The sequence below is a fragment of the Fulvivirga sp. genome (assembly GCF_040218215.1).
Lineage (GTDB): Bacteria > Bacteroidota > Bacteroidia > Cytophagales > Cyclobacteriaceae > Fulvivirga.
In genome coordinates, this window is the sequence record NZ_JAVJQL010000014.1 from 407,714 (window position 1) to 422,833 (window position 15,120).

Below are 15,120 nucleotides of genomic sequence, written 5' to 3' on the forward strand. Positions count from 1 at the left end.
ATCAAAATTGGTAGTTAAAAAGTTCGATATCCTTAGCATATACATCTGCTACTAAATCCCTTTTCTTTTGATCATAAAAATCATGGTAATCCCTTTTCGTTACAAGGCTCTTTTTTTCATGAGGTAGTGCGCTATATTCTATGCCAGCTATGCTGCATGCTTTTTTGAAATCAGCCTCCAGATTTTCGAACTTTCCAACAAAGTCAACAAGACAATTGCCTTTATCATCATAAATAAATTCATACTGAGGCATAACATGATCACCCCTGGTATGCTTACTGTCCAGATTTGTCAAATGCTTTTCAAAAACTCCCTTTTTCAAAATATAATCTTCAAAAGAACCTTCAACTTTTCTATCACCCTGCATCCACAAATAATCAGAATAAGCACGGTCCCATGGGTTTCTTACAAAGGCGAATTTGAAGTATTCATTCCACACATTTTCGACAATGAGCTTCTTACTCAAAAGATCAGAGGCCTTGGCGTGCTGCAAATGAAGCTTGTGCTCAGGATCCCACCCCTTTAGATAAAGCCTGTTGCTCCTGTCCCATTTGTGGCTAATTTTATTAATTCCAAAGAATTTCTCAATGCTTGATCCAGCGGTCTTTGGTATATGAATAAATATTATCTTATGCTTGTGGACGATCAAATCTTTGAAATTATTTCATTTGAGGAGGCAAACATATCCATTTTCCAAATAAGTTTGCCCATTAATCAAGTCAATGGGTGTAGTTAGCAAAACCAGTATTAAGTTTTCAATTATTCTATACATAGGTATAGCACTGGGATATGTGAATACTGTACTAATTTTCCCGAATGTCTTGGGCGATGAGGTTTTTGGGTTAACAAGAATATTGTTTACGGCTGCAGGACTAATCGCACAACTATCACAACTTGGCACTGGCAATATTCTGGTCAGATTTCATCCCTATTTAAAAGATGATCAAAAAAATACCACACTTACACTTGGCCTATTATTGTCTTTTGCAGGAGGGTTGATTTCAGCCATTTGTCTTTTCGTTTTCAAAGAACAAATCAATGCTGTTTACTCTGAAAAGGCTAAACTCTTTACTGACTACTATTACCTATTATTACCAGCAGTTATTTCTCTTATTGCCTTTAATCTATTCGATGCATACCTAAGAGTTCTAATAAAGAACTCATTTACTGCCTTCCTTAATTCCATCCTGTTGAGACTCATTTGGTTGGGAATAGTGCTTTTATATGCTTTTGATTTTTATGACACCAACACGTTTATTAATGTCTATGTTGGTGGGCAAATTTTCGTCAGCTCGTTGGCCTTCCTTTATACCCTAAAACAGGGGAAACTAAATTTGGGCCTTCAACTGAACAGCGAAAAAATTAAAACCTTTAAATCAATGTCCAGATTTGGCATTGTTACTATTCTTAGTGGGCTTTCCTTTTTTCTTATCAATCAGGTAGATATTTTGATGGTGGGGAGCTATATAGGCTTGACAGATGTTGCCATTTACTCTATTGCGCTTTATATGAGTTCAGTGATCTTAGTCCCTGCCCAATCAATTTCTAGAACAACTGCCGTGCTCATGGCAGATGCTTTTAAAAATGATAATCATGAAATGATTCATACACTTTATAAGAAGACCGCATTGAATCAAATGCTTTTTGGATCGTTGATTTTTATGCTCATCGCCATCAACTATGAAAGTCTGATGAGTTTTCTTCGCGAAACATATGCGGATAGTTTTATGGTTTTTTTCCTTCTGGGCCTGGCAAAAATTGTAGATACAGCCTTTGGCATCAATGGTGCCGTGCTTATCAGTTCCAAATACTACCGGGTAGATACTTATCTGTCCATCATTTTATTAATATTATCATTGATTTTAAAAGTGATTATGATTCCGAGATTTGGCATTATAGGTGCTGCCGGTTCTACAGCCTTAGCACTTGTTTTATTCAATCTGGCTAAATACAGTTTTCTTAAGGTTAAACTCAACATATCTCCTTTTACCAAAGACTATTTTCTACTTTGTATTATCCTGGTTATTTCATTCATAATTGTATTTTTTATCCCACAGATAGTCAATATTTGGATTGATATGTTTGCCAAAAGTGCTTTATTCTGCCTGATTACCATACCAGTAGTTTATGTACTCAAATTTTCTCCAGAGTTTAATGATATAATTGACAAAGCTTTGGAAATGAGCAGGCAAGTAATCAATAGATAAACCTAGCGATTCACTAATTTCGTAATTAACGAATGCAAACTGTGACAGATTCAAAAATCAAATACATAGATATCCACCATCATAAAGATGAGCGTGGTGATTTGGTTGCTATTGAAGAAAACCATCCTTTGCCATTTCATCCGTTAAGGACTTTCTATTTGATGAATGTACCAAAAGGCCAAAAGAGAGCTGGCCATGCTGTGGACTGTGAGTTGTTTGTTTTTGCACTTAAAGGAAACGCCACTTTGGTTTATACAAACAAAAAAAGAAAGCAAGAAAATTTCGAGCTCAACTGCAACAAGGGGCTACTTATCCCAGCTTATCATTTCATAGAAATCAAAGACTTTTCGAGTGATGCATTAGTGGTAGTTTATGCTTCAAAGAAATTTGATGATACTCAGTATTACCAACTAGATCAACTCTGATTTGGATGCTAATGACACCATACCCTTTTCCAGTCCCTGGTTAAGATTTAATCATTTCGGGGATAAGTTAAATGCGGCTTTTCAAAGAGTTGCTTCTTCCAACAGCTATATCTTAGGAAATGAAGTAGCGCAATTCGAAACGGCCTTTTCTCAATACATAGGCACAAAGTATTGTGTTGGAGTGAACTCAGCTACGGACGGACTTACGCTAAGCTTAATGGCACTAGGCATTAAACCAGGGGATGAAGTGATTACCGCAGGACTTACAGCACCCGCCACAGTAACAGCCATTCTGCAAGCAGGTGCAACACCTGTGGTAGTTGATGTTTTGGATGCTACACTCTGCATTAATCCTGCCGAGATCAGAAAAGCAATCACAAAAAATACAAAGGCCATCATCCCTGTTCACTTGCACGGCTTTGCCTGCGAGATGGACGAAATCATGGCGATTGCCGCTGAATATAACTTATTTGTAATTGAAGACTGCTCTCAAGCGCATGGAGCTAGTTTCAACGAAAAGAAATTAGGTTCTATTGGTGATTGTGGGGTATTTAGTTTTTATCCGACAAAGAACCTCGGATGCATGGGTGACGGTGGGGCCATTACAACTAATAATGTGTCAATAGCTACTCAGCTAAAGGCTCTGAGAAATTATGGCCTGCAAGACAATATTGTTGCTGAAGCCGGGATAAACAGTCGCCTTGATGAAGTTCAGGCTGCTATCTTAAATATGCTTTTACCAGCACTTGATGATTATAATGAGAGCAGAAGAAAATATGCGAATTTATATCACGAAGGCCTTAAAGGTCTCCTGCTTAGACTTCCTCCAATGGATTCAAATGCCGTCTATCATCAGTTTCCTGTCAGGATAGAAAACAGGGATAAGTTTAGAGACCAATTAAAAAAAGAGGGTGTATTAACAGGGATTCATTATAACAAAGCTATCAATCAACATGAAGCATTTAAACCTTACTGTCGGCCACTTCCAGTAGCTAAGAAAGCAGCAGAAGAGCTAGTTTCGTTGCCTATCCAGCCTGAAATATTAGACAGGGATTTTGAAATGATTGTTGATAAAATTAAGTTGGTACTGAGTCAATAACTCTAGATTTGATCGAGCCGATGGCGAAGCTCTTCAGTTAAAGACTTCCTGGTATATTTTCCAATCGCTTTATTATTTCTATTACTCAAATTACCTTTAACAATAGAATTTAAAGCCTTTTTAATACCCTCTTCATCTCCCCAATTTAACACCTGACCAATACCCGTTTCATTAATGATTGCAGCACTATCACCTTCTACTGGTCCGAGCGCAAGTACAAATTTTCCGCTAGCCATATACTCAAACAGTTTTCCGGGAATATGGCCTTGCGCATTATCTGTATTATTCAGCAACAAAAGCAATACATCAGTCTTCTGATATTCTTTCAAAACCTGATCATGCGAAACCGGACTTTTTATTTCAACTACAGTTTTTAAGACATCATCACTTTGCAGCATTCGTAATATTTCAGGAGCTATAGTTCCAAACAGATTGATTTTAAATTTAGTCTCGGGGTTACCAGCCACCATTTCTTTGGCTGATTCCCAGAAATTAATTGGGTTTCGAAATTCATTAATCAACCCAAAATGACTAATCACAAACTCATTATTATAATTTACATCAGTTTCCAGCTTAAAATCTTCGGCATCAAAGCCATTGGTAATTACCTTATATTTTCTCGGATACAATTGCTCAAACTCTTTCGACCACGACTGGCTAACTGTCAACACTTCATCGGCATTGGCAAGCACCTTCCTTTCCAGTCTCTTATGCATATATTTAGCAATAGGAAGCATCTTAAATTGTTTCAGCATATCCCACTTGCTCCAGGGATCGCGAAAATCTGCGAGCCATTTGACTCCCCGTTTTTTCTTCAATCCTAAGCCAATCAAATGAATGCTATGAGGAGGGCCTGTAGTTACTACTACATCAATATTATTATCATCAATAATTCTTGAAAGGAATTTAACAGAAGGCCTTACCCAAAACCTTCTTGGATCAGGTATAAAGAAATTGCCTCTTATAAATAGTGCCAAAGCATTAAAAAAAGACTTCTTTTCTCCTCCATTAATCAACCCCTGCTTAGGCTTCTTGCCTTTATTCACCTTGGCAAACAAAGAATATGGCTCCCATATTGGCAGTTTGATTACCTCAAGCCTTGGGCTAATATCTTTTAGCAGAGATTGATCCTGAATATCAAAATCCGGGTTTTCTGGAGTAAAAATTATAGGTTCCCAACCAAACTCCGGCAAGTACTTCGCGAACTTCAGCCAGCGCTGCACGCCCCCACCTCCACTGGGCGGCCAATAATATGTTATGATTAGAACCTTTTTCATTTACGGAAAAGGCAAATATGGTAAGAGTGAGATCAATACCGATAAAAGCGACTTAAAAATTGTGGGCTAACACCTAAATAATAGACCATCACCATAATAATATTGAGTAATTGCTGTCTTACTATCCCATTTTTCTGAAACCGCCTGGATGAGGTGATTATCTTGGCAGGATACTTACAAAAGTCAGCTTCCAGTTTAATTCTCCTTACCAGGTCAAGATCCTCCATTATTGGAATGTTTTTAAACCCATCGAGCTTTACAAAAAGTGATTTAGGCATGAGTAATCCCTGATCTCCATAAGTAAATACGCTCCAATTTAATTTACTAAAATTTGAATAGAGTCTATATAGCCAATGATGTTGATCAAAAGACAATGTAAATGCACCAGGCTTGCCTACCATTAACATTGAAGGCAATTCATGAATTAGGTCGTCTGATAATTTTGAATCGGCATGGAGAAATAAGAGATATTCAGAAGTGGCCATTTCAGCTCCAGAATTCATCTGCATTGCCCTGCCTCTCACAGTTTCAACCACAATTACCTTATCCTTACCAGTTGCAATTTCTATTGTACTATCAGTGCTTCCTCCATCGACTACTATGATTTCTGCGACAAGATCAATCTCACTCAATTGGTCCAGCAGTGTACCAAGACTCCTCTCTTCATTCAGCACTGGTATAATAGCAGAAATTGTCATTTTACGAATATAGTCTTCTTAAAAGAAAATAAATATCAGTGGCCATACAACCAATCCTTCATAAAAAGTGTCTAACATGTAGAGTGTTCAAAGTCGTACAGCACGATGTACATATTTGATCAATCAGAATATTAAAATCAACCTAAAAAGGCCTTAATCGAACAAATTCTATTTTGGCATTGCTATTGACTATTGGTAGAACGATGAAGTTTTTTAATAAGTCCACCCTCACAATTATCGCAGGCATTATTGTCGCTATTATCATTATTGTTAGTAATAGCCTAATGGCAGTGCCATTATTTATTCATTAACATCAGGTCAACTCCTGATCTTTATGATTTATAATTATGTCTTTTTCTTCCTTATTCAGTTTTAAAATCTTGACGTATCGAGCCGGGGTAGGCCTGTTTAACGACATGACAAATAGAACTATAACAAACGCCACGACAATTACACCTCCTGTAGTTACCCAAAGCGCGGCAGCAAGAAACAAACAGGCTACACTTACTGAAATATAAAGAGGCACGGCAGCATTGTAATATAGCTGAAGCTTTGCTTTCAAAGTGTCTAGCTCTTCTACCTGATTAATCTTCCTCTTCAAAAGGTTGAAGCCCTGAGCCACCAATAAACCACTGATTAGTGCTACTGAATAGTTTATCACATTGGCAGTCATGCCCGGTTCTATCATGCCCTGATACCCTCGGTTTTTAATCTCCAGAAACAAAAGGGCAAAAGGCAAAAGTGGCACTGCCAGGGTTCCATGAAACACCAAACCCAATTTACTTTGGTATTCTTCGAAATTTTTAAAATCTACTTTCATATACAGCGTTCAAAACTAACAAAATACTTCTTTAGGAAACATTATTGGTTATTTTTGTATGATGGTAGAAGTGGAAAATCTCAGTAGAAAAGAGCAAGTCATACGTAAGGCAGCTGCCCTTTTTCAAAAAAATGGGTATTCTGCTACATCCATGAGAGACCTTGCGCAGGCATTGGGCATTGAAGCGGCAAGTCTGTACTCTCACATTAAATCAAAGGAAGAAATTCTTCAAAGCTTATGCTTTGAGATGGCTGCCCAGTTCAGGGCATCTCTAGACAAAGTGGAAAGCTCGGATATCTCCTTCAGCGAAAAGCTTCGTCAGGGTATACTCGGGCATATTGAGGTAATGGCTAAAGACCTGACAGCATCTGCTGTATTCATGAATGAGCACAGGTACCTTAGTCAGCCTTTTTTACGAAATTTTTTATTATTAAGAATTAACTATATCAATAGGTTTAAGAAAATCATTGAGGGCGGAATTAAGTCAGGGGAGTTTAGTAAAATTGACACCAAGCTTGCCGTAATGACCCTCTTTTCTTCATTAAACTGGATGCCCAACTGGTATGATCCTTCCGGATTAATGAACCCTAAGGATACAGGTAATCAATTGGCAGACATGCTAATTGGCGGAATTAAAACCAAATAATAACAATTACTGTTATCACAATAAAACTGATAAACTATGTACGGAGGAGGTAACACTTTTGAATCGATAAAAGCCACTGGACTAGAAAATGAAGATCCTGTAAAATTGGCTGAGTTTGAAGCAAGAATTGAGCGTGGTGAAAAAATTGAGCCACACGACTGGATGCCTCAGCTGTATCGCAAGCAATTGATAAGAATGATTGAGCAACACGCTCACTCAGAAATAATAGGAGCATTACCGGAAGGCACGTGGATAACGAGAGCACCAGGTTTCAAAAGGAAATTGGCTTTAATGGCTAAGGTTCAGGATGAAGTTGGCCATGCACAATTACTATATGGCGCTGCAGAAACTCTGGGAAAACCAAGAGAGCAAATGCTTGATGATTTGGTGAGTGGAAAATCCAAGTACTCCAACATATTCAACTACCCGGCTTTCACATGGGCAGACTCATGCTTTATTTCATGGCTTGTGGATGCAGGTGCTATTGTAAACCAATTAGCAAATGCCAGAGGAAGCTATGGCCCTTACTGCAGAGCTTTGGAGAGAATTTGTGCAGAAGAGTCGTTCCATCTTAAGTATGGACATCACTGCGTGATACATTTAGCAACAGGTACTGAAAAGCAAAGAGAAATGATGCAGGCAGCCATTAACAGATGGTGGCCACCAATGATGCACTTCTTTGGCCCTTCAGATAAGGCCTCAGTTCACAGTGAAATATTGATGCGTTGGAAAGTAAAAATGTCATCTAATGATGAACAAAGAAATCAATTCCTTGATATGTATGTTCCTAAAATTTGGGAACTAGGTTTCACTATTCCTGATCCTAAATTGGGTAAAAATGAAGAAACTGGTAAGTGGGAATACACTGAACCAGATTGGGAAGAATTTAAAAGGGTAATCAACGGTGACGGGCCTTGTAATGCAGAAAGACTAGCTGTAAGAAGAACAGCTGAAGAAAGAGGCAGATGGGTAAGACAAGCGTTATTGGCACCTAAGACTCAATACGTTGCGCCATTGGCATAACGTTGATAGAACTAAGTTCAAACGATTGCAGAACAACAACAAAAATGGCATCTTTGGGATGTCATTTTTTATTAGTACTCCATGAATAAATCACTCGACCCCAGGGTTAACAGATTAAACATTCCTACAGGTGAATTAACACCGAAAGTTCCGCTCGATCAGTTTGGCACTTTTGAGGTTTTTGTGCAGATCAAAGAAGGTAAAGGGTATCGTCATGAAGGTATTGTTCATGCTCCTAACAGAGATATGGCCTTTCTTTTTGCTAAAGAGCAGTTTAGCCGCAGGCTAATGTGCGCAGGCATATTTGTGGTAGAAACAAGAAATGTCTTTGTCACGGCTTTTACTGAAGATAAAGACAATATCTACAACCACATCTCTGACACCTACCCTGAAGATGGTGAAGAGGAACAATATGAAATTTTCCATTTAGAAAAGCGCGGTAAACAGCATGATCACATAGGCTCTGTGCCAGCAAAGAACCATCAGCAGGCTTTGGCACTAGCAAAACCCAATTTTATTGATGGAGATCCAATTTTCAATGTTTGGGTGGTAAAGACTAGTGACATTCTGTTTACCAATGAGGAAGATATGATCATGTGGAATACACTTCCTGAGAAGAAATTTAGAGATGCGTCTGACTACAGGGCAGCAGATAAAATAAAGGAATTTAAAGAAAGACAAGCTTAAATTGAACAGCATCCGATGAGTGAAATAGCTATAAAAGAACTGTTATATAAAATTGCTGATGATCAGCTAATTCTTGGTCATAGAAATTCTGAATGGACTGGTTTTGGCCCATTGTTGGAAGAGGATATTGCCTTTTCTTCAATGGCGCAGGATAAAGTAGGTCAAAGTCAGGCTATGTATCAATTGCTTCATGAACTTGGTGAAGCAGAACCTGACACTGTTGCATTCATGCGCAATTCAGATCAGTTTCATAATTGCCAATTAGCTGAATTGCCCAATGGCGAATATGACTTCAGTTTGATCAGGCATTTCCTTTTTGATTTTGCTTATGCCATCAGGTTTGAAATGCTTTCCAACTCATCTTATGTGCCGCTGGCCAAGCTGTCAAAGAAGATACAGGGCGAACTCAGGTACCACACCATGCACGCCAATACATGGATCAAACAACTTGGATCCGCTACTGAGGAAAGTATCAGCAGATTACAAAACTCTTTAAATGAGGCTATGCCTTATGCTTTAGGAATTTTTGAACCATCACCTTATGAGGCTGAGTTAAAGTCTGAAGGTATTTTTGACGGTGAAGAAGCACTAAAAGAAAAATGGTTGGCGAAAATTACTGAGGTGATTAACCAAACTCAACTTCAGCTGCCTGATATAACTACTTTAGAGCCTAAAATGGGTGGCCGAGCAGGACAGCATACTGAACATCTGCAACCATTGCTAGATGAGATGGCAGAAGTATTTAGAATAGACCCAACAGCCGACTGGTAAAAATATGAACCTCCACAGACCCTAATGTGTTAATGCGATATGTATAGCGAAGCTCAAATATTAGAATGGCTGGAGGAAGTAAAAGATCCCGAAATACCTGTATTGTCACTGGTAGACCTTGGCGTAATCACCAACATTGATATCAACGAGCACCGTGTGGCGGTGACCATGACCCCAACTTTTGTAGGGTGTCCTGCTATAGATTATATGAAGCAGGATGTTATTGAAGTACTCAATAGTTATGGTATTGATAATGTAGATGTGCAGGTGAATTTTGATGAACCATGGAATTCTAATAAAATAACAGATAAAGGCCGTAAAGCATTAAAAGATTTCGGACTAGCTCCACCTCCAAAACACAACCTCATAGTTGATATTGATATTCTGGACAATATTGAATGTCCCAATTGCGGCAGGAATAATAGCGTAATGAAAACGCCTTTCGGTCCGACTGCCTGCCGCTCTATCCACTTTTGTAACAACTGCAAGGAGACTTTCGAACAGTTTAAACCGCTGTAGAAGCTGAGAGCTACAAGCCTTCTTGCAGCTTGTGGCTCATAGCTCACAACTTCTTAATGTCCTTCCTCACAGCTACCTCCAACCTTCATAACACATCCTTAAAATACGAAAATAAGGCATTGCAAACGGTGGAATAAGATTGTGAAATATGCTATTTTTATATCTATGAGTGTATTTAAGAAATTAGGATTCTTTAGTGCGTTTATTTTCCCTGCACTGGTTATCACTGGATATTATTTAGGTGGATGGTGGAATTACATGGCGGTGGCTCATGCCTTTATCATTCTGCCCATCATAGATCAATTGTTTGGCATTGACACCACCAATGTACCTAAAGATAAAGCACCTCTAATTTCTAATGAACTCTATTATCGCTTCATCACCTACATATGGGCGATATTTCAATTCGGCTTTGTAATCTGGGGTTGTTACGCTATTGCCTCTGGCACCTTTACAAGTTGGTCTGAATTAATTGGGTTTACCCTCGGCTTTGCTGTTGTGACTGGCGGTATCGGCATAACGGTGGCCCATGAGCTAGGTCATAAAAAGGACGAGCTAGAGCGGTTTTACAGTAAGCTGTTGTTAATGACTGTTTGTTACATGCACTTTTATATTGAGCATAATCGTGGACACCATGTACAAGTGGCCACTCAGGCCGACCCGGCTACCTCCAGGAAAAATGAAAATTTTTATGCTTTTTGGGTACGGTCTGTATTTATGGGCTATAAGCACTCATGGCATCTGGAAAATGAGAGATTAAGAAGAAAAGGTAAATCCGCATTTAGTTTAGGCAATGACATGATTTGGTTTACCCTGCTTCCCATACTATTTGGTGCAGCGCTTACTGCAATTTTTAGCATGATAGCTGGCACCATACTTTGGTCGGTAGCCATCTTCTTTTTCACTCAGAGTATTTTGGCATTTACACTGCTGGAATTGGTGAATTATGTAGAACACTATGGCATTCAGCGTAAAGAGATAAGTCCTGGCAGATTTGAGCGTGTTACACCAATACATTCGTGGAATTCAAGCCACGTAGTCAGTAACTTTTTCCTTTTTCAGCTGCAACGGCATTCCGATCATCATGCAAATGCCATCAAAAGATACCAGGTATTGGATCATTATGATGAAAGTCCGCAATTGCCCGCAGGTTATTCAACCATGATACTGATTGCACTAGTGCCTCCACTTTGGTTCAGCATGATGAACAGCCGGCTGGAGCAATGGCATGGGGAGAATGAAGTGGTTTTGGGTTAATCTTATGAGATCGACATGGCTAATAGAGTAAGATGGTTCCATGTTATCAATTGGAAAAACATTACTGGAATATTATTCATTCTGCTTATGTTTTTGGGGGCTGCTATCTTTTTCAAACTGCCACAAATAACTCGAAATTATGAGCTAAGCAGACTTAATGGAGAAACAAAAGGTTATTTAACTTCAGTCGAGCCAAATACAATGATGAAACAAGGGCATGAAGGAAATAAGTTAGTCATAGAATCATATGACGTGAGCTATAAATACATTGTTAATGATCAAGCTTTTTCAGGCAAAGAAAAAATTAAAAATACAGGGAAGAATGAATATTATTTAAAACAAGTAGTCAAAAGCGAGTTGAAAATATCAGTAATAATTAAATATGACACTCAAAACCCAAAGATCTCATTATTAAAGCTGGAACCATAATTCGGAAATAAACTAATGAACCCAAAAAACAGTGTATTTATCGCCACCAGCCTTGATGGTTACATAGCCGGTAAAAATGACAGCCTTGCATTCCTTGATACCATTCCTGAGATCAACAAGATTGATACAGGTTATGAAGCATTTACCGCTAACATTGATGCACTGGTTATGGGTCGGGTCACTTTTGAAATTGTAAAAGGTTTTGGCACCGAATGGCCTTATAAAAAACCAGTCTTTGTGCTGAGCAACACCATGAAAGAGGTTCCTACAGAATACAAAGACAAAGTCTTCCCTATTTCTGGTTCTCTAACAGAAGTGCTTAAACAAATTCATGAGCAAGGATACCACAGGCTCTATATTGATGGTGGCAAAACCATTCAAAGCTTTTTGAAGGAAGATTTAATTGATGAAATGATCATTACCACCATTCCTATATTAATTGGTGGAGGTACACCGCTATTTTCTGATCTTACCGAACAGCTGGAATTTGAATGCACAAAATCTATTGTCTTTTTAGATAAAATCGCTCAAAACCACTACAGAAGGGTTAGAAAATAATAAAGAAGAACCGTTGAAAAGCTCTGGGATATTTACATTAAGAAAAATCATAATCCTTCTTCTGTTTTTACAAAATGGAGCCATTGCTCAATTTGCAAAACCTGATACTATTCCGTTTCGAATTGAATCGGGTCTTATGATAGTTAATACAACCATAAATGGTTTCAATGAATGTCAGATGCTCTTCGACACCGGCTCTTCTACAATAATTAAGACTCAGGATGCCAACCGCTTAAAAATAAGGTCAAAGGGTGCTGTTGATTCAATTTCATTGGGTAAAACACAATTTTATAATGTTCCAATTTTAAAAGAGAAGTTCAATGAGAGTAAGAAGGTTAAGACCTTTTTTAGTAATAAAAATGGTGTACTTGGTTCTAACCTGATAAGCCTACATAATTGGATTATTGATTTTAAACTATCTCAATTAGTGATTGATCCAAATGTTGAAATTGATAGCAGCTGGAAAGAAATAGACTTCACAATCGATTCATTTGGTAGAATATGGGTAGAACCAGTTATCACAACTGCTAAATTATTTGCAATGGTTGATACAGGAGCAGCAGGTGGAATCTTATTACTTTCTTCATTTGTTGAAACTTATCAAATTCCTGTATCAAGCAAAAAAATGATCTCCTTTCACGACCTAAATGGCCGACACAAGTGCATAGAATACACCTCAGAAGCATTAAATTTCAAGCTTGGAAATTTGCATCTGAACGATATTGAAATAAAATTTTCATGTATTCACTCAGTTCTAGGACTCGATTTTTTGAGCGAATATTTAGTCTATTTTGACTTTGTATCAAGAAAGATTTATTTAAAAGAGAATTAAAGCCATTGAACTTCGAATCCGGTTAAAAGTATAGTTCATGATGGTTATTTAAATGTTGCCTGCGCTACCAATAAAGAAGATGTTGAGATTACCATGGCGCCTATTTCCAGTTTATATTAAGCACAAACCAAAGCTGGAATTTATTTACACCTACAAATCATGGTGTAGATAAAGCTCCACACTTTACGCATCATTTCCACAAAATATTGACAGGTCCACTCCATAATTGACCTATAAAGATGCATTTCCTTTCGGAACATTCTTTGTTCCTATATAATCAAATTAAAAAAACTTAAAACAATGGAAAGCACTTTAACTAAAAATAGAATTTCGAAAAAGAGATCATTTGTAAAACTAGGTTTCTCCAAGTTGGAGGCAGTTGAAATCGTCAATAGTCTTAATCAACTGTTAGCTGATTATAGTGTCCATTATCAAAAGTTGAGAAACTTTCATTGGAATGTAACAGGCTCCGATTTCTTTGATATTCACGAAAAATTTGAAGAGCAATATAATGTTGCCAAAGTGGCTGTTGATGACATTGCCGAAAGGATAAGGATTTTTGGTCTTCATCCTTTTAGTACCATGCTGGAGTTCATTGAAAATTCGCATCTAAAAGAGGTAGGTAATGATTTTCCTGCTGATAAAATGGTTACGGAAATAATCAATGACTATGAAATTCTTTTGGAACAGATGTTCAATGTGTTGGACATGGCCATTGAACATGGAGACAGCGGTACTGAAGATATGATCAAAGAATTTATCAAATACACAGAGAAAAATCATTGGATGATGAGTTCATTTTTAACCGAAAAATAATAAATAAAAACTGTCCTGAAACTCTCGGGGCTATCACCTAAAAAGATAATGTTATGAAAACTTTAAAATTAATAGCGGCAACATCATTGGGAATAGCCGCGGGAGCGGTAATAGGAGTATTAACGGCACCTAGAAGTGGGAAGAAAACAAGAAAGATGATATCTTCAGAAGTTGACTCACAAGTAAATGCTGTAAAGAAGAGTACAGACAAGCAAATAAAAGAGCTTAAGAAAGATTATAACAAGGCTCTAAAGAAATATTCCCAATCAGGTAAAGAGTTAATCTCCAGAACAAAAGAAGCGGTATCTCTTAATTAACCTTTAGATACCAAAATTCAGATTTTTGAAATCTGATAGCGCAAAGCGAAATCCTCATGGCTAAAAAAGTCATGAGGATTTTTTATTTTCAACTAACGTAAAACTCCGCATGTATTTTCAAAACTATGGACCACTTCCCATACCTTTACTGGTAGGCAGCGCCCAGATGTATAATTATGAAACATTAAATTAGATGAAGCGGAAAATTATATTGGGACTTATCAGTTTCCTAATCATTGGCCTACTGATTCCACAAAACTTCTCGGTTCCGGTAAAAGACGCTTCAAAAGCAGATTTCAACCAAAACTCATTTTGGCATTACCCCTGGGGCAAGTCCGGTACACATAAAGGTGTTGACATCTTTGCAAAAAAAGGTACTGATGTATTAGCTTCAACCTCAGGTATTGTCTTATTTGCTGGCGAAATTGAGATTGGCGGAAAGGTTATAGTTATTTTAGGGCCAAAGTGGAGAATCCATTATTATGCCCATCTTGATAATATTAAGGCCAGCCTAGGGTTTATTAATAGAAACGAAAAAATAGGAACTGTAGGAGATACTGGAAATGCAGTTGGCAAGCAACCGCATCTGCATTATGCTATTGTAACTTTACTCCCCTACTTATGGCAAATAGATACCGCACCTCAAGGATGGAAGAAAATGTTTTATCTGAATCCAATAACTTTGATAAATAAGAGTCTCCTATCTTAAAAATAAAAAGTCTAAACTCTTGTAGTTATC

The 15,120-nt window shown here is 37.8% G+C and carries 19 protein-coding genes; 15 read left to right on the plus strand and 4 right to left on the minus strand.

Annotated features, from left to right (window positions below):
- Position 1: 1 nt before the first annotated feature.
- Positions 2-649 (minus strand): sulfotransferase family 2 domain-containing protein, encoded by a 648-nt coding sequence (locus tag RIB54_RS10545; RefSeq protein ID WP_350100871.1) that lies wholly within the window; start codon positions 647-649, stop codon positions 2-4.
- Between the two features lie 73 nt (positions 650-722).
- Here RIB54_RS10545 and RIB54_RS10550 point away from each other — a divergent pair, with 73 nt between their 5' ends.
- The 3 genes from RIB54_RS10550 to RIB54_RS10560 are packed head-to-tail and all read left to right on the plus strand — an operon-like array spanning position 723 to position 3,731.
- Entirely contained in the window at positions 723-2,207 is a 1,485-nt protein-coding gene (locus tag RIB54_RS10550) for a lipopolysaccharide biosynthesis protein (protein ID WP_350100872.1), read from the plus strand.
- 41 nt (positions 2,208-2,248) lie between these two features.
- On the plus strand, positions 2,249-2,632 hold the full coding sequence (locus RIB54_RS10555) for a sugar 3,4-ketoisomerase (protein ID WP_350100873.1): 384 nt from the start codon (positions 2,249-2,251) through the stop codon (positions 2,630-2,632).
- Position 2,633: 1 nt separating this feature from the next.
- On the plus strand, positions 2,634-3,731 hold the full coding sequence (locus RIB54_RS10560; protein WP_350100874.1) for a DegT/DnrJ/EryC1/StrS family aminotransferase: 1,098 nt from the start codon (positions 2,634-2,636) through the stop codon (positions 3,729-3,731).
- Positions 3,732-3,733: 2 nt separating this feature from the next.
- Here RIB54_RS10560 and RIB54_RS10565 read toward each other — a convergent pair whose 3' ends face one another.
- The 3 genes from RIB54_RS10565 to RIB54_RS10575 form a co-directional block, all read right to left on the minus strand.
- On the minus strand, positions 3,734-5,008 hold the full coding sequence (locus RIB54_RS10565; protein WP_350100875.1) for a glycosyltransferase family 4 protein: 1,275 nt from the start codon (positions 5,006-5,008) through the stop codon (positions 3,734-3,736).
- Between the two features lie 32 nt (positions 5,009-5,040).
- Positions 5,041-5,706, minus strand: a complete 666-nt coding sequence (locus RIB54_RS10570; protein WP_350100876.1) for a TIGR04283 family arsenosugar biosynthesis glycosyltransferase — start codon at positions 5,704-5,706, stop codon at positions 5,041-5,043.
- A 313-nt stretch (positions 5,707-6,019) separates the two neighbouring features.
- Positions 6,020-6,526 carry a hypothetical protein gene (locus RIB54_RS10575; RefSeq protein WP_350100877.1) on the minus strand — a complete coding sequence of 169 codons (507 nt, stop codon included), beginning with the start codon at positions 6,524-6,526 and terminating at the stop codon, positions 6,020-6,022.
- Positions 6,527-6,584: 58 nt separating this feature from the next.
- Between RIB54_RS10575 and RIB54_RS10580 the strand changes: the two genes are divergently transcribed.
- The 12 genes from RIB54_RS10580 to RIB54_RS10635 all read left to right on the plus strand — a co-directional run bounded on the left by RIB54_RS10580 (position 6,585) and on the right by RIB54_RS10635 (position 15,090).
- Complete coding sequence (locus tag RIB54_RS10580; RefSeq protein ID WP_350070368.1) at positions 6,585-7,172, plus strand: TetR/AcrR family transcriptional regulator; 588 nt, start codon at positions 6,585-6,587, stop codon at positions 7,170-7,172.
- A 36-nt stretch (positions 7,173-7,208) separates the two neighbouring features.
- Positions 7,209-8,195, plus strand: a complete 987-nt coding sequence (gene paaA / locus RIB54_RS10585; protein ID WP_350100879.1) for a 1,2-phenylacetyl-CoA epoxidase subunit PaaA — start codon at positions 7,209-7,211, stop codon at positions 8,193-8,195.
- An 81-nt stretch (positions 8,196-8,276) separates the two neighbouring features.
- Positions 8,277-8,882 carry a phenylacetic acid degradation b gene (locus tag RIB54_RS10590; protein WP_350100880.1) on the plus strand — a complete coding sequence of 202 codons (606 nt, stop codon included), beginning with the start codon at positions 8,277-8,279 and terminating at the stop codon, positions 8,880-8,882.
- Positions 8,883-8,897: 15 nt separating this feature from the next.
- On the plus strand, positions 8,898-9,653 hold the full coding sequence (gene paaC / locus RIB54_RS10595; RefSeq protein WP_350100881.1) for a 1,2-phenylacetyl-CoA epoxidase subunit PaaC: 756 nt from the start codon (positions 8,898-8,900) through the stop codon (positions 9,651-9,653).
- Positions 9,654-9,692: 39 nt separating this feature from the next.
- A complete protein-coding gene (gene paaD / locus RIB54_RS10600) occupies positions 9,693-10,172 on the plus strand; it encodes a 1,2-phenylacetyl-CoA epoxidase subunit PaaD (RefSeq protein ID WP_350100882.1) in 480 nt (159 codons plus the stop codon).
- A 165-nt stretch (positions 10,173-10,337) separates the two neighbouring features.
- A complete protein-coding gene (locus RIB54_RS10605; RefSeq protein WP_350100883.1) occupies positions 10,338-11,429 on the plus strand; it encodes an alkane 1-monooxygenase in 1,092 nt (363 codons plus the stop codon).
- Between the two features lie 15 nt (positions 11,430-11,444).
- Entirely contained in the window at positions 11,445-11,858 is a 414-nt protein-coding gene (locus RIB54_RS10610; protein WP_350100885.1) for a hypothetical protein, read from the plus strand.
- 15 nt (positions 11,859-11,873) lie between these two features.
- The gene (locus RIB54_RS10615) at positions 11,874-12,416 is read left to right on the plus strand and encodes a dihydrofolate reductase family protein (RefSeq protein ID WP_350100886.1); all 543 of its coding nucleotides are present in this window, start codon (positions 11,874-11,876) and stop codon (positions 12,414-12,416) included.
- A gap of 13 nt (positions 12,417-12,429) precedes the next feature.
- Positions 12,430-13,248, plus strand: coding sequence for a hypothetical protein (locus RIB54_RS10620; RefSeq protein ID WP_350100887.1), 819 nt, complete (start codon positions 12,430-12,432; stop codon positions 13,246-13,248).
- A 300-nt stretch (positions 13,249-13,548) separates the two neighbouring features.
- Positions 13,549-14,064, plus strand: coding sequence for a Dps family protein (locus RIB54_RS10625; RefSeq protein ID WP_350100888.1), 516 nt, complete (start codon positions 13,549-13,551; stop codon positions 14,062-14,064).
- A 53-nt stretch (positions 14,065-14,117) separates the two neighbouring features.
- Complete coding sequence (locus RIB54_RS10630) at positions 14,118-14,381, plus strand: YtxH domain-containing protein (protein ID WP_350065438.1); 264 nt, start codon at positions 14,118-14,120, stop codon at positions 14,379-14,381.
- A gap of 193 nt (positions 14,382-14,574) precedes the next feature.
- Positions 14,575-15,090 carry a M23 family metallopeptidase gene (locus tag RIB54_RS10635; protein WP_350100890.1) on the plus strand — a complete coding sequence of 172 codons (516 nt, stop codon included), beginning with the start codon at positions 14,575-14,577 and terminating at the stop codon, positions 15,088-15,090.
- The last annotated feature ends 30 nt before the right edge of the window (positions 15,091-15,120 follow it).